This is a genomic window from Photorhabdus temperata, from assembly GCF_025384845.1.
In the GTDB taxonomy this organism is placed as follows: domain Bacteria; phylum Pseudomonadota; class Gammaproteobacteria; order Enterobacterales; family Enterobacteriaceae; genus Photorhabdus; species Photorhabdus temperata.
In genome coordinates this window covers 64,904-85,176 of record NZ_JAJAFX010000021.1, presented here as the reverse complement: position 1 = coordinate 85,176, position 20,273 = coordinate 64,904, and the positions used below count along the sequence as shown (strand labels likewise).

At 42.0% G+C, this 20,273-nt stretch carries 14 protein-coding genes; 4 read left to right on the top strand and 10 right to left on the bottom strand.

From position 1 onward, the window contains the following. Positions 1-1,099: 1,099 nt before the first annotated feature. Entirely contained in the window at positions 1,100-1,624 is a 525-nt protein-coding gene (locus tag LGZ99_RS10180; protein ID WP_036838984.1) for a SprT family zinc-dependent metalloprotease, read from the bottom strand. Positions 1,625-1,773: 149 nt separating this feature from the next. Beyond that, on the bottom strand, positions 1,774-2,946 hold the full coding sequence (gene metK, locus LGZ99_RS10175; protein WP_036838985.1) for a methionine adenosyltransferase: 1,173 nt from the start codon (positions 2,944-2,946) through the stop codon (positions 1,774-1,776). Between the two features lie 634 nt (positions 2,947-3,580). Here metK and speA point away from each other — a divergent pair. Both speA and speB read left to right on the top strand, forming a co-directional pair. Next, the gene (gene speA, locus LGZ99_RS10170) at positions 3,581-5,485 is read left to right on the top strand and encodes a biosynthetic arginine decarboxylase (protein WP_021323936.1); all 1,905 of its coding nucleotides are present in this window, start codon (positions 3,581-3,583) and stop codon (positions 5,483-5,485) included. A gap of 173 nt (positions 5,486-5,658) precedes the next feature. Beyond that, positions 5,659-6,585, top strand: coding sequence for an agmatinase (gene speB, locus LGZ99_RS10165; RefSeq protein ID WP_023044021.1), 927 nt, complete (start codon positions 5,659-5,661; stop codon positions 6,583-6,585). Positions 6,586-6,753: 168 nt separating this feature from the next. Here speB and LGZ99_RS10160 read toward each other — a convergent pair whose 3' ends face one another. The 8 genes from LGZ99_RS10160 to leuA form a co-directional block, all read right to left on the bottom strand. Continuing rightward, on the bottom strand, positions 6,754-6,987 hold the full coding sequence (locus LGZ99_RS10160; protein ID WP_023044019.1) for a type II toxin-antitoxin system Phd/YefM family antitoxin: 234 nt from the start codon (positions 6,985-6,987) through the stop codon (positions 6,754-6,756). 114 nt (positions 6,988-7,101) lie between these two features. Further along, on the bottom strand, positions 7,102-7,821 hold the full coding sequence (locus LGZ99_RS10155; RefSeq protein WP_036838987.1) for a TerC family protein: 720 nt from the start codon (positions 7,819-7,821) through the stop codon (positions 7,102-7,104). A 92-nt stretch (positions 7,822-7,913) separates the two neighbouring features. Next, entirely contained in the window at positions 7,914-8,600 is a 687-nt protein-coding gene (mutH, locus tag LGZ99_RS10150) for a DNA mismatch repair endonuclease MutH (RefSeq protein ID WP_023044018.1), read from the bottom strand. A gap of 622 nt (positions 8,601-9,222) precedes the next feature. After that, entirely contained in the window at positions 9,223-10,893 is a 1,671-nt protein-coding gene (gene sgrR, locus LGZ99_RS10145; RefSeq protein ID WP_023044017.1) for an HTH-type transcriptional regulator SgrR, read from the bottom strand. A gap of 494 nt (positions 10,894-11,387) precedes the next feature. Beyond that, positions 11,388-11,990, bottom strand: coding sequence for a 3-isopropylmalate dehydratase small subunit (gene leuD / locus LGZ99_RS10140; protein WP_021323937.1), 603 nt, complete (start codon positions 11,988-11,990; stop codon positions 11,388-11,390). 10 nt (positions 11,991-12,000) lie between these two features. Next, complete coding sequence (gene leuC / locus LGZ99_RS10135; RefSeq protein ID WP_021323938.1) at positions 12,001-13,410, bottom strand: 3-isopropylmalate dehydratase large subunit; 1,410 nt, start codon at positions 13,408-13,410, stop codon at positions 12,001-12,003. A 1-nt stretch (position 13,411) separates the two neighbouring features. Beyond that, entirely contained in the window at positions 13,412-14,503 is a 1,092-nt protein-coding gene (gene leuB / locus LGZ99_RS10130; RefSeq protein ID WP_036838988.1) for a 3-isopropylmalate dehydrogenase, read from the bottom strand. A 2-nt stretch (positions 14,504-14,505) separates the two neighbouring features. Next, positions 14,506-16,068, bottom strand: a complete 1,563-nt coding sequence (gene leuA, locus LGZ99_RS10125) for a 2-isopropylmalate synthase (protein WP_021323939.1) — start codon at positions 16,066-16,068, stop codon at positions 14,506-14,508. A 954-nt stretch (positions 16,069-17,022) separates the two neighbouring features. On the opposite strand from leuA, the gene leuO reads away from it, so the two are divergent. Further along, positions 17,023-17,967 (top strand): transcriptional regulator LeuO, encoded by a 945-nt coding sequence (leuO, locus tag LGZ99_RS10120; protein ID WP_023044014.1) that lies wholly within the window; start codon positions 17,023-17,025, stop codon positions 17,965-17,967. 237 nt (positions 17,968-18,204) lie between these two features. Then, the gene (locus LGZ99_RS10115; protein ID WP_200875281.1) at positions 18,205-20,004 is read left to right on the top strand and encodes an AMP-dependent synthetase/ligase; all 1,800 of its coding nucleotides are present in this window, start codon (positions 18,205-18,207) and stop codon (positions 20,002-20,004) included. Positions 20,005-20,273: the final 269 nt, after the last annotated feature.

Here is a 20,273-nt window from a genome sequence, read left to right as displayed (position 1 = left end):
CAGTATGAAATGTGATCAGGATCGAGTTATTTAATCCTGATAATGGGGAATGTGATGTATTAAATGCTGAAAAGCGGCGATAAAGCTGGAGATGTTCTCTCCTTACTCTAACCCCAGTTCTTTCAGTTTCCGCGTAATAGTATTGGGTGTGCTTAAGTGCACAGTTAAGTAAAGTGCGCTCCAATAAAGGTCATGCTTCCAGATAGCAAATCCTGCTGACCGTTTTCTAATGCATTTATTGCTCAGTGTGGACTTTATTATTCGGATTTTTCATGAACGATTATTTAACTGGTTTATGGGAAAGTTTATTCCCCGGTTGAAAACATTATTAAAGTAGGTTCTTTTTTTAAAATATGTTGTCTTATTAAACTATTTCATATTCTTATTTTTTCTTTTTACGGGGTATATAAGTATTAATAAAACCAATTATTTTTCTTATTTTAACTGATAGATTTATGATGGTCAGGTTTTAAACTGTTATTAAAAGTTATTTTTTAACTTATGGGTTTAATCGGTATAAAGCTTTAACCATTGTTTTTACCCCTTTTAACACCTGCTTTTTATTAAGTTTAATCATTATGGGATATCATTTTTTACCTTTAACAAACGCTAATCATATCCACTTTCTATCTTTACTGGCACGGTTTTACTGACAATTCAATGTTTTTTTGTTTTCAGATCTCTATTTAATTCCCCCATTTTCATTAAACTGATAATTAATTTTTCTCGTTTTTCTGTATTTGATTTTTTAGATTTAAAACCAGAGAGTAACAGATGTGTTAATAGCATTAAAAATAATGCCAATTTCTTCAACATTCTTTAATTCTTTTAAATGTTTTCGTGCTTTTTCGCTTAATACGATTAACCCCGTTAAATATTTTAATGTAATTTAATATTTTTTATTGGATTAATGTTGTCATTTTGTTTTATTAGTCAATTTAAAACTTGCTTTTTCTGCTACTTTCTCTTTCTATGTCGGCAGAGTATCGAATCTTTTACTCGCTTTAAAAAATCCTTAATCACTGCTTTTTACTTTTTTAGTGCGATTAAAATGCAAATAATACTCACTTGGATATTAAAATAATTTAATCCTATTCTTTTATAAATCAGAATTAAAAGAAACCATTGATTTAGCAATAAGCTTCTCTCCACATTTCTTACAGATATAATGGTTCTCTTCCCGTAATATCTTATTATGACGTCGCAAAGTCAGCTCATGTTGTTGGCAGCGACAGTAATAAGTAAAAGTTTTACTGCGCATTGAATCGATTTCAAATTTATGTGTTCGGCTAGCGATAGAACCTAATACTTCTTCCATCATCCAACGCCATTGTTTTCCATGTGGAGGCACTTTGCCAAAATAACGATAAACCAATAGGTGAGCCAATTCGTGGGGAACAACTTCATCAATAAAAGCCTGTTGGTTTTCAATCAATAGCAACGGATTAAGGCGGATTTGCCAATCTTTTATATAGGCACTACCTGCGGAGGTACCACGCTGGCGGTAATTTATCGTAGGCTCTGGAAAATCACGATTGAGATATAAGTTTGCCTGTTGCAGCTTTTGCCGCAAAGTACGCATAACCGCTTGTTGTAAGGCAACTGGAATTCTGACTGATTGCATGTGTTGAGAATCGAAGTAGGCGAGGATAGTCGAATGTTAATAGAAATCCTTAAATAAGCCAGATAAAAATAGCAATTTCAGGATTTCTTCAATAACCCGCTAATGTTAAGAAAAGCCAGGTTCAGTTATCCAAACCGGGCTTTTTGCTTTTACATATTGACCGCTGATTGCTTCAGGCCAGCAGCGTCACGCAGGATTTCTGCTTTATCTGTCGCTTCCCACGGGAATTGTGGACGACCAAAATGGCCGTAGGCAGCAGTATCACGGTAGATTGGATGTAGCAGATCCAGCATCTGAATCAAACCATGAGGACGCAAATCGAAGAATTCACGCACCAGCAGAATCAGAGTTGCTGTTGAAACTTTTTCCGTGCCAAATGTTTCCACCATAATGGACGTTGGCTCTGCAACGCCGATAGCGTAGGAAACTTGAATTTCACAGCGATCAGCCAAGCCCGCGGCAACAATATTTTTTGCGACATAACGTGCAGCATAAGCCGCGGAACGGTCAACTTTAGATGGATCTTTACCGGAGAATGCACCGCCGCCGTGACGAGCCATGCCACCGTAAGTATCTACGATAATTTTACGGCCAGTCAGGCCACAATCACCCATTGGGCCGCCAATGACGAAACGGCCGGTTGGGTTGATGAAATATTTGGTGGTTGGAGTTAACCACTCAGCAGGCAGAACCGGCTTGATGATCTCTTCCATGACGGCTTCTTGCAGATCTTTCTGATTAATCGCTTCAGAATGCTGTGTTGAAAGGACAACTGCGTCAACACCGACAATTTTGTTGTTATTGTATTGGAAAGTTACCTGACTTTTAGCATCAGGACGCAGCCACGGCAGTACACCATTTTTCCGGACTTCAGCCTGACGCTGAACCAGACGGTGTGCATAGGTGATAGGCGCAGGCATCAGTACATCGGTTTCGTTGGTTGCATAACCGAACATTAGCCCTTGGTCACCAGCACCTTGTTGTAATGGATCTTCGCGGTCAACACCTTGATTAATATCCGGTGACTGTTTACCAATCGCACTTAATACTGCGCATGAGTTTGCATCAAAACCCATCTCAGAATTAACATAACCAATCTCTCGAACTGTTTGCCGCGTAATTTCTTCAATATCAACCCAGGCGCTGGTAGTAATTTCACCACCAACCATAACCATGCCGGTTTTAACATAGGTTTCGCATGCAACGCGGGCTTTTGGATCTTGTTCCAAAATAGCGTCAAGAACAGCATCAGAAATTTGGTCTGCGATTTTATCAGGATGCCCTTCGGAAACAGATTCAGAAGTGAAAAGGTATGTGGTCATTATATAACGTTACCTTAAAAATATAATTTCAGTTTGGAAACGGATGGATTAACATCTAGACGGCTATTCTAGGGTAATTTTTATCCCTGTTCCAGATTTTTTTAGCTCAAATGGTAATTTTCATCTGCTGACAAATAATTTCTTTGTTTATATGTGAGTTTTGTTCAATTTCATTTTGCAATTTTGTGTAATTGCGAGTATAAACAGCGGCCGTAGTTGGATTCTTTGTGCTACAGACTCGCAGAGAGCTATACGAATAGCTTCTGTTTCTCAATTGAGAAAATGGCTCCTTGGTATGAGTCATGTGTGGGGGTGAATGGGGTAATGAACCATTATCTGCTGATTGCTAATGGCCAACAGCCACACTTGTCGTCGGATATATCCGCGTCTTTTTCCTTTCTTTTCAATATGTCTTTAATTCGATGTTATCTGTTGCCAACAAATAGGCCGGATATGTCGTACAGGCGTATTGTCACTCGATAATTTTGTCATTGTTTAGTAGTAACTAAACGCTTTTTACAACCTTAAGAGCATGCTGTTCCCTGATATTTCTCAACACGCGAAACGATGGTGTTTTGAGTTATTTATTAATTACAGGCGAAGGCGAAACTCTAACTCCATTAAGGAGACTGCCATGAATGATAATATCGCTCGTAAAATGCAACAGACTTACAATATTGCATATTGGGGAGGGAGTTACTACTACGTCAATGATCTCGGCAATGTCAGTGTTTGTCCAAACCCTGATTTGCCAGGGGCAAGAATTGATCTTGCGGGATTGGTGAAAAGAGTTCAGGAGGAACAGGAACATTTACGCTTGCCGGCGCTATTTTGTTTTCCTCAAATCCTGCAACATCGTTTGCGTTCAATTAACGCGGCATTTAAACGCGCCAGAGAGTCGTATGGCTATAAAGGCGACTACTTTTTAGTTTATCCCATTAAAGTTAACCAACAACGCCGTGTTATTGAATCACTGGCCAGTTCTGGTGAACCTTTAGGGCTTGAAGCAGGTTCCAAAGCGGAGCTGATGGCGGTGTTGGCGCATGCGGGGATGACCCGTACCGTAATCGTGTGTAATGGATATAAAGATCGTGAATATATTCGTCTGGCGCTGATAGGTGAAAAGCTCGGTCACAAGGTTTATCTGGTGATCGAGAAAATGTCTGAAATTGCTCAGGTACTGGAAGAGGCTGAACGGCTGAATGTGATCCCTCGTTTGGGTGTCCGTGCACGTTTAGCATCTCAGGGTTCGGGTAAATGGCAAGCCAGTGGCGGTGAAAAATCGAAGTTTGGACTAGCTGCGACTCAGGTACTGCAATTAGTTGAGATCCTGCGTGAGGCAGGCCGGCTTGATAGCTTGCAATTACTGCATTTTCACCTTGGCTCACAGTTGGCGAATATTCGTGATATCGCAACAGGTGTTCGTGAATCAGCCCGTTTTTATGTCGAGTTACATAAACTCGGTGTCAATATTGAGTGCTTTGACGTTGGTGGTGGGTTGGGTGTCGATTACGAAGGGACCCGTTCTCAATCTGATTGTTCTGTGAACTATGGGTTGAATGAATACGCCAACAATGTCATTTGGGGTATTGGTGATGCCTGTGATGAGCATGGTTTACCACACCCGACCGTTATCACCGAATCTGGTCGTGCCCTGACGGCTCATCATACGGTGTTAGTATCCAATGTTATCGGAGTTGAACGTAATGAATTTACGCAGACAACACCACCGGCTGAGGATGCTTCCCGCCCGATCGCCAGCCTGTGGGAAACCTGGCAGGAGATGCATTCTGAAGGGAATAGACGTTCTTTACGTGAATCGTTGCATGACAGCCAGCTTGATCTGCATGATGTTCATACACAATATGCTCATGGCATGTTGGATTTGACTGAGCGGGCTTGGGCGGAAGAGTTGTATTTGAATATCTGTCGTCGTATTCAGCAGGATCTTGATCCAAGCAACCGTGCTCACCGGCCAATTATTGATGAGCTGCAAGAGCGTATGGCAGACAAATTCTATGTGAATTTCTCTCTGTTCCAGTCTATGCCTGATGCATGGGGTATCGACCAGTTGTTCCCAGTTTTACCGATTGAGGGACTGGATAAGCCATTGGAACGCCGTGCTGTGTTGTTAGATATCACCTGTGATTCCGATGGCATCATTGATCATTATGTAGATGGTGATGGTGTGGCAACGACCATGCCTATGCCCGCTTATGATCCTGATTACCCGCCAATGATTGGTTTCTTTATGGTGGGAGCATATCAGGAAATTCTTGGCAATATGCATAATCTGTTTGGGGATACCGCAGCTATTGATGTTTATGTATTTGATAATGGCGAAGTGACTTATAACCAAAGTGAAGAAGGGGATTCAGTCGCTGATATGCTGCAATATGTAAAACTGGACCCTAACGTACTGATGGTTCGTTTCCGTGACCAGGTAAAAGGCACCGATCTGGATGCCAGCTTGCAAGAGCAATTTTTACTGGAATTTGAAAGTGGTCTTTATGGCTACACATATCTGGAAGATGAATAATCTTCTGGCGTTAACTAAGCCTCTTATATACAGATAAGGTTATTGATATCAGTTAAATATCAAGGATACATGAATATGGGATTCTTTCAGCGATACCCATCTTGTCATGGCTTTGAGTATTTATTCTGTAATGAAATAGCCTTGTTCTATCGGGAGACTGTTGAGGATCTATCATGACAATAAATACCTTGGGCAACCAACAAGATAACTCTTTGGTTTCTAATGCCTTCGGTTTCCTGCGCTTTCCGCTGAACTTCCAGCCGTATTCCAGCGATGCAGAGTGGGTGATTACCGGGGTGCCATTTGATATGGCAACATCAGGCCGTTCAGGCAGTCGCCACGGGCCTGCGGCTATTCGTCAGGTTTCTACCAACCTGGCGTGGGAAAGCAGCCGTTGGCCGTGGGATTTTAAATTACGCAATCATTTGAATGTTGTGGATTGTGGTGATTTGGTCTTCGACTTTGGTGATGCTCAGAATATGAGTGATAAGTTACAGGCTCATGCTGAAAAACTGCTGGCTTCCGGTAAGCGTATGCTCTCTTTTGGCGGTGACCACTTCATTACTTTGCCTTTATTGCGTGCTCATGCCAAACATTTCGGCAAAATGGCGTTGATTCATTTTGATGCTCATTCTGATACCTATCCAAACGGCAGCAAATTTGATCACGGCACCATGTTCTATCATGCGCCAAACGAAGGGTTGATCGACCCACATCATTCAGTACAGATTGGTATCCGTACTGAGCATGGTCAGGACGATGGTTTCACGGTGCTGGATGCCGCTCAGGTTAATGACCGTGATGTGAATGATTTGGTTGCTCAGATAAAAGAGACTGTTGGCGATATGCCGGTTTATCTGACTTTTGATATCGATTGTCTTGATCCTGCTTTTGCACCTGGTACCGGTACACCAGTAATTGGTGGTTTGACAACCGATCGCGCATTGAAATTATTGCGTGGTTTGCAGCCGCTGAATATTGTGGGTATGGATGTAGTGGAAGTTGCGCCAGCTTATGACCAGTCCGAGATTACCGCTCTGGCAGGTGCGACTATCGCGCTGGAGATGCTTTATTTACAAGCGGCTAAGAAGACGGTCTAAAATTCTTCTGCTCTGATAATAGCTTTAGGGGATAGTTAATAAGCTTATAGTTGAGTTGTAAATTTATTCCCTAAAGCTCAGGTATTATTTGAATCAGCGTAATCGGTCCTAGTTTCGGGTCATTGGTAAGCCACCAGATGAAAACATGTGTATCGAGCAGCAAACGTTTCATTTGTCACCTTCAAACATGAACTGAATTTCCCGATCTGCATTAAAAAAATCCTCTTCTATCGTAATAAGATCTTCGAATCCTCCAGGAACTCTGTTTTGTTGGGTAATTGGTACAAGCTGGGCATAAGGTTTTCCAGCTTTGGCTATAATGACAACTTCACCACCGACAGCCTTATCTGCTAACTGGCTTAGGTTACTTTTAGCTTCATACATATTTGCTTGGATAGTCATAATGAGATTCCTATACTTGGCTAGATTAGCTAAGCATAACAAAAAACGCCGGAATAACCGGCGATTTTTTGTTACATAGAAAATGATATTTTTAGCGCTATTGCAGAGTCATGACTAATTTTCTTTCTTCTTTTTTTTCCCACGCATCAGATTCAGTGTTTCTACTGCCATTGAGAAGAACATCGCAAAATAGATATAACCTTTAGGTATGTGCATTTGTACGCCTTCCAGAATAAGGGTAAAGCCCACAAGGATCAGGAATGACAGCGCCAGCATTTTTACTGAGGGGTGACAATCAACGAATTCGCCGATAGGACGAGCTGCCAACATCATGACAGCGACTGCGATGATAACCGCGGCCATCATAATAAACAGATGATCGGAGAGACCAACGGCGGTGATGACGGAATCCAGACTGAAAATAATATCCAACAGCATAATTTGGATAATAGCGCCTAAGAAAGAGTGAACAGGGCGTTTTAAGCCTTCTTCATTGCCCCCTTCAATGGCTTCGTGAATCTCTTTACTGGCTTTCCATATCAGGAATAGGCCGCCAAAGAATAAGATTAGGTCTCGGGCAGAAACATCATGTTCAAAAACCGTTAAGATCGGGTAGGTCAGCCGGATAACCCAGGCAATAGATGCCAGCAGCCCTAGGCGCATTAGCATCGCGCCCATCAGCCCGATTTTGCGTGCTTTATTTTGTTGATGGGTAGGGAGTTTTGCCACAACAAGTGACAAAAAGATAATGTTATCAATCCCTAAAACGATTTCCAGAATTGTCAGGGTGGCAAGTGCCATCCAAGCATGGGGATCAGCAATCCATTCTAACATTGCTTATTAAAACCTTAAGGTAAAGACTCAATTATACGCATGATTGAGTACAAGGTAAGTATATCAATGAAAAAACCGGTCAGAGATCAATTTTAAATCAGAAAATGGCGAGCCAGTAACGGGGCCGTAAAATTCTTCCTCAGATAGAACCCCCGGGGCAGAGTCATAATAGGCTGTCCATGTGCTCCGATTGCTTCTGTTAATGCTTTGCTGTTGGCTGCTTTAGGGCGTAACTGTAATACTTCACCATGACGGGCCGTCACGCTCTCTACTTTGCCAAGTACGATAAGATCCATCAATTCCTCCCAGTCATGACGCAGTAACTCTTCCTCTTCTTTATTAGGGCTCCATAACAAGGGGGAACCAACCCGGCGTTTAGCTAAAGGAATTTCCCGTTCACCTTCAACGGGTATCCATAGCACCCGCGATAATTTGCGCTTTACGTGACAGCTTTCCCAGGTAATACCACTGTTTCCTGTCAATGGTGCAACACAGACAAACGTGGTTTCTAATGGATAACCCCTTCTGTCTATAGGAATAGTTTTAAGCTCAACACCGATATGCTCGAAATCCTGCTCTGGTTTACTGCCGGCACTGGCACCGAGATAATATTCTAACAACATGCCTACCCAGCCTTTATCCCGTTTCAGATTGGGTGGGATGGGTAAATCTGCTTTTGCCGCCAGTTCTCCCATTGATAAACCAGCCAGGAGTTGGGCGCATTCAAACAACTGTTGTTCATTATCCGGTGGAAGAGGAGGGGAAAAAAATGTGTTCATTTGGGATATCCGCTTTTTAGGTCAAAAAATAACCTTACTCTCTGTGAATAATAAATCTGGGTTTTACGTAATAACTAATAAAGTGATAATAGCATGATATACAAACATTTTTTATTGCTGTTTCAAGTATTGTAAGATTGAGTGACTTTGTTGTTCACCTATTGCTGGTAATAATGAACAGGATCTTACACCATGTTATCCACAGTTTTATGGGATAAGTAGGCAAAAATGAGATCACTGGTTTGATTTACAGATTTGACTAACACTTTTTTCTACAAAAACCCTGTTTTTTGCTTAACTAAAAAGCATAACGTGTGGATAACATTGTTATTGATTATTTTTTGTTCTCCCCAGCTGATGTTGTTCATTATGGCGGTGATGGATGTTTGAGATAGCGGGATAAATAGCGGCTATTTCAATGAAAAATAAATACTATTTCATTTTTTGTCTATAGATTGATAATTCATAACATAAAGCTATACTTGAATTACCCCTGCCTTTTTCACATAGATATCCACAGAAAAAGTGAATAAAAGTGGGTTTGTACACCTGTGTATGTTCATAACTCTGGCTTTTTCTGTGAATTACCCCTTATTAGCCAGCCTCTGGGAATCCTCTTCCTTTAGGAAGAGGGGTAGTCAAATGGGTTAAACCAGGCAGATTTGAAATCAAACCAGCCAAAGGTGTTCATTTTGACGCCTCGCATACTTCGCTGGCCTTGTAACTCAAGCCAGTGGTGGAACAGCGGATAGAGCCAATGTTCATCAACTATTTTTTCGCACCACTCTTCAAGCGATAATTCTTGTCGTCGCCATTGTGATACTTCGTTATTCAAGTTATCACCGAGGCATTTTTTCAATAATGGTATCTCATACAATGTAGCGAATAGCGAAAATTCCAGAGGATTATAAAAATTGGCGGTAGAAAGCCAGAGGTCACTTTCGGCGTCGCCATTGAACCATGTGTCATAATCCACAATATTAATTTTCAATTCGACACCACATTTGGTCAGTATGGTCTGAAGGATCTGACTGATTGTGTGGTATTCGTGATGTTGATGATAAAGAGTGACGGTCAGATGAGTAATGTCCTCTGGTTTGCTCAACTCGGGTATAAGTTTACTGTGATGCCAGCGCAGTAACAGACCATATGCGGGTGACCAGTGGCGTTGATAAAAAGGGTCGCAATGCGCTAACAGATTTATTGGTGTTAACAGGCTACATAGCCATTGGCGAACATCTTCTCGCCTGCATTGAGCCGAACGGTGGTCATGCAGCAGGAAATAGCAACCTTCTTCCATCCTGCTTTCTAACGAGTTATTACCCGCGCTGTCACTTTCCAGATGCAGGGTTGTACAAACCAGTTTCTCGGCTAATTCTGGCAGAATCCATATATTCACCTCATCAATCAGCGCCCGAAAGCCAAAGTAATTATCAAAGGCACGAATTTGTAGTTTCTGTGAGCTGTTTTTTATTACCTGGTAAGGGCCGGTTCCTACTGGCGTCCGAGAGAAGTTTGGTAGTTGCTGCCACTCTTGAGGCAAAATCATGGCGTGTGGGCTGCCAATCAATAAAGGGAGCCAGTGATCAGGTTCTGAAAGAAAAATATCAATCACATGTGGTGTGGGGGTGGTGGCTTTATCAATATGAGAGAAAAGAGGCAGATGGCGTAACCGTTGTATCGAAGTAATAACATCCTCCATCTGTAATTCTCTGCCGTGGTGAAAATGGATGGCCGGTCGTAGATAAAAGCGCCAATGATTTGGAGATAGCTGTTGCCAATGATGAGCTAAATCAGCTTCTGGTTCCCCATTTTCCTCATTTATACGTGTCAGACTGTTAAATATCTGCCTGACCAGATGAATTTCAGAACGGCGTAAGGGTGAGCCAGGTAACAGGTTAGGGAAAGGGCGATAGTAGAGTATCCGCAGTAAGTTTTTTCCTTGGCGGAAACGGCGTTCAATCTGGGATAGCACCATCTGACGAACGGTATTTTTATCGCCAACCAGCTGAACCAATTTCTCAATGTTCTGTTGCTCAAGCAGCTCTTCAGCCCGTTGTTGCTGGAGTTTCCTCCCATCTTGCAGGAAATTCAGCTGAGAACGTTTCCCCCGACCGGACTCTGCCTGCCACTGTAACCAGCCAGCTTTCTGCATGTTGTTGAGCAGTGAACGGATATGGCGCTTTGAACAGTGCAATACATTTGCCAGCTCTTGTAACGTTGTTTCAGCCTCTTTTCCTTGATGGTGTTGCCATAATCGGATGAATTGTTGTTGTAAGCGTGGGCTGGGCATAAAAGAGGAACTCCGTAGTATTATTGATCAATTTTTGTTTCCTTATATTAAGCCGATAATTATCAGTATTGAAAGTAGCTCAATAGGCCAGAACGAAATCTGGCTTCTCCCCCAATTTTCTTGAGTAATGGTGATTTGCCAGCCAGTAAGAAAGCTTACTGGCTTTTTTTCTTATTGTGCATTGTGTGTACTGTATTCTATACAGTCTCTTTTTACATATCAGCTTAAAATGAGTCATAATCTGGTATTGATAGAGATTTGTCCAGCTACAGTTGCAGTTCCTGCCTAGTAATTTCTTTAATATGCTAGGCTAACCTCTATTTTTGGGGGGGAAGGCTCAGGGGCGGGCCCTCGGATCAACTAAAAAACTTCTCAAAACCGAAAAAGATGGGTCTGAGTCCGTGTTGGGTAGGGCAGGGTTACTTTTATCTTCTACTTCGATAATAAAAAAACCCCGCAGTACAAAACTACGGGATGAATAAATAAAGGAAAGGTTAACGCAGGAAAACCGGTTGTTCCTGCTCGTAGGCGATTATGGCGTCCAGATGCTGTAATGTCAGGCCGATGCTGTCCAGACCATTCATCATACAGTGACGTCGGAAGCTGTCGATTTCAAAATCGTAGCTTTTATTGCCGGCGTGTACTTTCTGTTGTTCCAGATCGACGGTAAAACGACAAATTGTGTTTTGCTGAACCAATTCAAATAGTTCATCGACATCTTTATCATCTAATTTCACTGGCAGTAACTGGTTGTTGAAGGCGTTACCATAGAAAATATCCGCAAAACTTGGCGCGATAACAACTTTAAAACCATAATCCGTCAAGGCCCAAGGGGCGTGTTCACGGGAGGAGCCACAACCAAAGTTTTCACGAGCCAGAAGGATACTGGCACCCTGATAACTGGGCTGGTTTAATACGAATTCAGGATTAGGTTTCTGTCCTGCATCATCAAGGAAACGCCAATCGTGAAACAGGTGCTGACCAAATCCGGTACGGGTAACTTTCTGCAAAAATTGTTTTGGAATAATGGCATCGGTATCAACGTTTGCAGCATCTAAAGGAGCGACCAACCCGATATGTTGAATAAACTTTTCCATAATTCCTCCTTTATGACGTCTGTGCCGGATGACGTATGTCGATAAAATGACCATTAATCGCTGCTGCTGCTGCCATTGCCGGGCTGACCAAATGCGTGCGTCCACCACGCCCCTGACGCCCTTCGAAGTTACGGTTACTAGTAGAAGCGCAACGTTCACCTGGTTGCAGACGGTCATTATTCATTGCCAGACACATTGAACACCCCGGTAAGCGCCATTCAAAACCAGCACTTATGAAAATCTTATCTAAACCTTCTGCTTCTGCTTGCGCCTGAACGGGGCCCGATCCTGGAACGACGATCGCCTGAACGCCTGGTGCAACTTTATGACCTTGTGCGATGGCTGCGGCAGCCCGTAAATCTTCAATGCGGGAGTTGGTACAGGAGCCGATGAAAACTTTATCGATCTTCACATCTGTCAACTTAATACCCGGTTTCAAATCCATATAAGCCAGTGCTTTCTCAGCAGATGCACGTTCAACAGGATCACTGAAAGATTCCGGTGCGGGAATGGTTTGATCAATAGCAATGACTTGCCCTGGGTTGGTTCCCCATGTGACCTGCGGCGAGATCTCTTCCGCATTAATAGTAACAACTGTGTCATATTGTGCAGCAGGATCAGATTTCAGTGTCTTCCAGTAAGCAACAGCTTGTTCCCACAGTTCTCCTTTTGGTGAGAACTGACGGCCTTTTATATAAGTAAATGTGGTTTCATCCGGCGCGACTAATCCCGCTTTAGCGCCCATTTCAATTGCCATATTACATAAAGTCATACGGCCTTCCATACTAAGCGCTTCAATTGCCTTACCACAGAATTCAACTACATAACCTGTACCACCCGCACTACCTGTTTTACCAATGATTGCCAAAACGATATCTTTGGCGGTAATCGCATCACCGACATCACCAACCACTTCGATTTTCATCGTCTTAGCTCGTGCTTGTTTCAGAGTTTGGGTTGCCAGTACGTGTTCAACTTCAGAAGTACCAATACCGAAAGCCAGTGAACCAAATGCGCCATGCGTTGCGGTATGGGAATCACCACAAACGATCGTCATTCCCGGCAAGGTCATGCCTTGTTCCGGCCCGATCACATGAACAATTCCCTGATAGGGATGGTTCAGATCATATAATGTGATGCCGAATTCGGCACAGTTTTTCATCAACTCCTGCATTTGAATACGCGCCATGTCACCACAGGCGTTAATATCTTTTGTCTGCGTGGATACGTTATGATCCATTGTTGCGAACGTTTTACCTGGCTGGTGTACCGGTCGGCCTTTCGTGCGCAAACCATCAAACGCCTGCGGGGAGGTCACTTCATGAACCAAATGGCGATCTATATAAAGTAACGGGGTTTCATTCGGCACTTCCCGAACAATATGAGCGTCATATAATTTCTGATATAAAGTCTTAGCCATGTTAAATACCCTCGGCTACATAACGGGCGATAACGCTGCCCATTTCATCAGTGCTGATTGCTTTGCCATTTCCGGCTAAATCTGTTGTGCGATAGCCCTGTTCCAGCACATGGTTAACCGCCTGTTCAATTGCATTAGCAGCATCATGATGACCTAAGCTGTAACGCAATAGTAAAGCGGCAGACAGGATCTGGGCTATCGGGTTAGCAATGCCTTTTCCGGCAATATCCGGTGCAGAGCCCCCCGCCGGTTCATACAGGCCAAAACTTTTTTCGTTCAGGCTGGCGGAAGGGAGCATTCCCATGGAACCGGTAATCATAGCGCATTCATCGGATAAAATATCACCAAAAATATTGGAGCACAGCAGCACATCAAACTGAGACGGATCTTTAATCAACTGCATGGTAGCATTATCAATATACATGTGGTTGATTTCTACATCTGGATACTCTTTTGCAATCTCAGTAACCACTTCCCGCCACAACACGGAACTCTGTAACACATTTGCTTTATCAATAGACGTGACTTTATTACGGCGTTTGCGGGCTGATTCGAAGGCGATACGGGCAATACGCTCAATTTCAAAGCGGTGATAAATCTCAGTATCAAATGCACGTTCATATTTACCCTGGCCTTCACGTCCTTTGGGTTGACCAAAATAGATACCGCCGGTTAATTCACGGACACATAAAATATCAAAGCCTTTGGCAGCAATATCACTGCGTAAAGGACAAAATACTGCTAATCCAGCATATAAGCGGGCAGGGCGCAAGTTGCTGAACAGTTTGAAATGTTTGCGTAATGGCAACAAAGCACCGCGCTCAGGTTGTTCTGCCGGCGGTAAATGTTCCCATTTAGGCCCCCCCACGGAGCCGAACAATATGGCGTCAGCCTGTTCACAACCGGCTATGGTTGTTGCCGGCAGTGGACAGCCGTGACGATCGATAGCAATCCCACCTACATCATATTCACTGGTGGTGATACGGATATTGAAACGCTTACGGATTGCGTCCAGTATCTTATAGGCCTGCGTCATAACTTCAGGGCCAATACCATCACCGGGTAAAATTGCAATATGATAACTGTTCGACATGTTTACACCATTTCCTTTGTATTTTGCTGTATGCGTTGTTTCTCTTTCTCAACTTGCTCTGTGCGCCAGATACTATTGAGCACATGAATCATTGCTTTGGCTGAGGATTCAACGATATCTGTTTCGAGCCCCATGCCGTGGAAGCGACGTCCAAAGCATTCGACGACGATATTGACTTGCCCCAGCGCTTTTTTCCCTTGCCCTTTCCCCGATAATTGATAAGAAACCAGTTCAATCGGGTATTCAGTTATTCGGTTGATTGCTTGATAGATAGCATCTACCGGGCCGTTACCAGTGGCTGCTTCTGATTTTATCTCTTTACCACATGTTAAACGTACCGCTGCTGTTGCTATCACGTTGGAGCCAGATTGGATATTAAAGTTATCCAGATGGAAAAATTCTGGCTCTTGCTGTTGCAGATTGATGAAAGCTAACGCTTCCAAATCATAGTCAAATACCTGGCCTTTCTTATCTGCCAGACGCAAAAAGGCTTCGTATAAGCTATCCAGATCGTAATCTTTGTCCTGATACCCCATCTCTTCCATACGGTGTTTCACCGCTGCGCGACCGGAACGGGAAGTCAGATTCAATTGAATTTCTTTCAGGCCGATGGATTCTGGCGTCATAATTTCGTAAGTTTCACGATTTTTCAGTACGCCATCCTGATGAATACCGGATGAGTGGGAAAATGCATTGCTACCAACAATCGCTTTATTCGCGGGGATCGGCATATTACATAACTGGCTGACTAACTGACTGGTACGGTAAATTTCTTGATGATTGATATGAGTATAAACGCCTAACATTTGCTGACGGACTTTAATTGTCATGATCACTTCTTCCAGCGAGCAGTTACCGGCACGCTCACCCAGACCATTCATTGTCCCTTCTATCTGACGGGCGCCAGATTGTACCGCGGTGATAGAGTTGGCGGCAGACATCCCCAAATCATCGTGGCAATGTACGGATAATATCGCCTTGTCAATATTAGGAACACGTTCGATCAAGTTAGTGATGATTCCACCAAATTGATATGGCGTGGTGTAACCGACAGTATCTGGAATGTTAATCGTTGTTGCACCTGCTTTGATGGCGTTTTCAACAATCCGACACAGATTATCAATCGGTGTGCGGCCAGCATCTTCACAGGAGAATTCAACATCATCGGTGTAACGACGTGCCCGTTTGATTGATTGAGCGGCCATCTCCATAACATTTTCGAATGTTTTTTTCAGTTTGGATTCAATATGTAAGTTGGAGGTAGCCAAGAAAACGTGGATTCGAAAAGCCTCCGCAACTTTTAATGCTTCAGCGGCAACATCAATGTCTTTTTCTACACAACGGGCTAAGGCGCAAACACGGCTGGTTTTTATCTGCCTGGCGATCGTCTGTACAGATTCAAAGTCACCAGGAGAAGAAACCGGAAAACCAACTTCCATGACATCAACACCCATTCTCTCCAAAGCCAATGCAATCTGGAGCTTTTCTTTCACACTTAAACTGGCTTGTAATGCCTGTTCTCCATCACGTAATGTGGTATCGAAGATAATAACTTGCTGGCTCATATCATGCTCCTCTCGTGGTTATTTTTTGCGCCCAGCAGGTAAAAAAAACCCGCGCATGGCGCGGGTTCTTGTTTATGTCTGGTTTGGACCAACTCCGTTTTGAATCAACTCTGTTTTCTGTCCACCAGCATACCGCGCATATCAGATACGATTAGTAGTAGGCTTAGTAGACAAATTGAGTGAATCATACTGATCCAACCTTTCAATAGTATTAATGAGTGTTTGGTACTCGGATGCGTTTATTGATACGTTATCTTAAAAGTGATGTCAAGAATTCATTTAGGCATATGATTCTTGGTTTTGCTTTTCCTATGACTGCAAATTGAAGTGTTGATCTGTTTATATTTAAAAAGATTTTATTTTGTCCTTTTATGTTTGGGTTGAACTTTAGTGATAAACTCAGATTTATATAAAAAATAGCGCATTATACTGATTAATTAAAATTAAGTATTTTCATACCCGGAGCTGGAAGTGGATTTGTATTTTTCTAAAAAACATCGTTTTTTATTGACAAATAGGTATAAATAGGAAGTTGTGTTATATATCGTTGAAAAAATAATTTCATAATATAATGACTCTGATAAAATTATTTAATAATAATAAATCAGTAATTTTATTATGAATTGAGTCATTCTTTGATTTATCATCACATACGGAATACCAGGGTGAATAAATTGTTAACATAATTGTACTTTTTTGTCAATGAATAATGAGCATCTACATTTTCTACTAACTGAGATTATATATTTTTAACATTAAAAGGGGATGCGCTGGTTAGCTATGCGTATTCAGATTTGTACAAGGACGAGTCTTAATTATTTATCATCAAAATGATTAAGATAATTGATCTCGTTAATAGTAAAAGTCATCGTAATATCTGAGTAATGAATGAAGGTATTTCCGATGTTTTGTTATTAGCCGAGGTCATCTGAATGAGTTTAGTGGAGTTAAACAATGACTGAATACACCTCAGTAACTGCAACCAAAAAAGATCCAAGTGAAATTCATTTACGTAATGTGGATCTCAATCTGCTGACTGTTTTTGATGCAGTGATGCAAATGCAGAATGTAACACGTGCGGCACAGATATTGGGAATGTCACAACCTGCTGTTAGTAATGCAGTTTCTCGCTTGAAGTTAATGTTCAATGACGAATTATTTGTACGTTATGGGCGTGGAATACAACCGACGGCAAGGGCTCATCAATTATTTGGTCCTGTCCGTCAGGCATTACAACTGGTATATAATGAGTTACCTGGGGTTGGTTTTGAGCCTGATAATAGCGACAGGGTTTTTAATCTCTCAATTTGCAGCCCTTTAGATATTAGACTGGCAGCAAAAATAGTGGAACAGGTAAAACAAAATACACCAAATCTGGGTGTTACGATTCGATCATACCTGCATGATAATATTGAGCATCAGCTCAGGTATCAGGAAACTGAGTTTGTCATTAGCTATACACAGCTGGAACGTATGGATTTTCATCATTACCCGTTATTCAATGATGAGTTGGTCCTGGCCGTTTCCAATAACCATCCAAGAATTGAAAATAGTATTAGTGAACAGCAATTGTATGAGGAACATCATGCAGTTGTATCATTGGATAATGCCGGTTCATTCAGTGCTCCCTATTATGAAAATGGAGAACGTCTACGTTCTGTGGTTTATCAGGGAACTGACTTGAATAGCGTGCTGCATATTGTATCTCAAACCTATTTGGTTGCGGTTACGCCAAGATGGTTGGTCGAACACTACAGCGAACAATTAGCAATAAGAGCTGTTTCATTACCATGGGATAAGGTAAGCCGTCCGTGCTATTTGATTTGGCACGAATCTACAACAAAAGATAAAGGGCATCAGTGGATGAAATCGCTGTTGAGCCAACTTAGCGGCAGTTAATTAACTTGAAACTCACTACTGGATAAACCGGTAGTGAGCTCTTTGTTTTATCACAAATGTATCAACTTTTGATAAATATTCTTTTCCTGTTGTTCAGGAATAGGTAGACTGCAAGAAAATAGCTAACACCTGTAAGCTGAAAAGCGAATCAGTGATGCAAAAAGGCATTATCAGAGAATAAAACCATTGTTTTTTCTCTGATGAGAAGAAAATTTTTCTAACAGGAAAAGAATTGTGATAACTGAAAATTTACATCCTTATCACTTGATAAACCGGTTGCAGCAACAAATCAAACAAAACCCAGAGAGAATTGCTTTTCGCCAATGGTCTTCAGATGAACAACTCGAATTAAGCTGGAGTGATATTGACGAAAAGACAAAAGCCATTAGCCGGGCATTGCTGGAGATTGGGGTTGATGTACAGGAAAAAATTGGCCTTTTTGCACATAACAGCATGGCGTGGTCTCTGACAGATATCGCAGTATTACAACTCAGGGCAGTCACTGTTCCTTTATATGCAACTAGCAGTCAGGAACAGGCTGGCTTCATTCTTAATGATGCTAGTGTGCGTATTCTGTTTGTTGGTGGGCAGGCGCAGTATGATGTCGCGGTCACTTTGCCAGAATTGTGTCCTCAGCTAAGTCATATCATAGTATTAGATGAATCAGTTAATTTGCGTGATTGTTCATTAGCACAGCATTTATCTGACTTTACGACTGATCATAAATTACAACATCAGTCTGAGTTGGAAACCCGTATTGCTAACCATAATCTGGACGATCTTTTTACGCTTATATATACATCCGGTACAACCGGTGAGCCTAAAGGTGTCATGCTTGATTACCGTAATTTAGCTTATCAGTTGTATTCACATGACCATCGCCTGACATTAACTGATCAGGATGTTTCTTTGAGTTTCCTGCCGCTATCCCATGTTTTCGAACGCGCATGGAGCTTTTATGTGATGCATACAGGCGCGCAAAATGTTTATCTGACTGATACTAATTTTGTTCGTCAGGCTATGGCGGATATTCGCCCGACAGTGATGTGTGCAGTGCCGAGATTTTACGAAAAAATTTACAGTGCGGTTTTTGAAAAGGTTTCTCAGGCCCCTTGGCATCGGAGAAAATTATTTAACTGGGCGATTAAATGTGGTGAGCGTCAGTTTTTACGTAAGTTGCAAGGTAAAAAAAGTTGTCCCTGGTCAACTACGATGTATCAATTGGCCGATAAATTGGTATTGAGCAAACTGCGTAATATCTTGGGTGGCCGGGTTCGTTTTTTACCTGCGGCCGGCGCACGTCTGGATGAAACGATTATCCTGTTTTTCCTTGCTGTTGGGATAAATATCAAATATGGCTATGGCATGACAGAAACTTGCGCCACGGTTTCCTGTTGGCAAGAGCAAGGTTATGTACTTGGCTCTATTGGTACACCATTGCCTGGGATTGACGTCCGTATCGGTGAAGAAGATGAGATACAGGTGCGTGGCCCAATTGTGATGAAAGGCTATTTCAATAATCAGGAAGAAACTGACAGGGCATTCGCTCAAGACGGTTGGTTGTGTACAGGTGATGCCGGTAAGTTAGATGAAAATGGTAATTTGTTTATTACTGAGCGCCTGAAAGATTTGATGAAAACATCAAACGGTAAATATATTGCCCCACAAATGATTGAAGGTACTCTGGGGCAAGATCGTTTTATTGAGCACGTCGCTGTTATTGCTGATGCCCGTAAATTTGTATCCGCCCTTATCGTGCCTAGTTATGATGCATTGGAAGAATATGCAAGATCAATCAATCTCAAATATCATGATCGGGTTGAATTACTGTGTAATAGTCACATTATGGCTATGTTTGAGCAACGTCTAAAAGAGATTCAGAAAAACCTTGCTCACTTCGATCAGGTAAAGCGTTTCACATTACTGCCAAATCCATTTTCAATGGAAACAGGGGAATTAACGCCAACACTGAAATTGCGAAGGAAAATTATTATGCAGCGTTACCATAATGAAATTGAATCCATGTATCAAGATTAATTTCTGGAGCTTTATATTGTGTGACTGGCTATTCAGAGGAAATTTAAGGTGGTATTGCAGTAATATTCTACTTTAAATTTATCTCAGGAGTATCCGGTTTTGAAAATTTCAATATTAGATGAATAAGCTGTAGTTTAATCTTAAAAATTATATTCACTGGTCTCATTCTATGCCTAGAATAGAGCAATTGTTATTTAATAGGTTAGGGCAAGGTATAATTATCTGACTTTGAACGACATGATGAAAAAGATAGTTATAAAAATGAAATG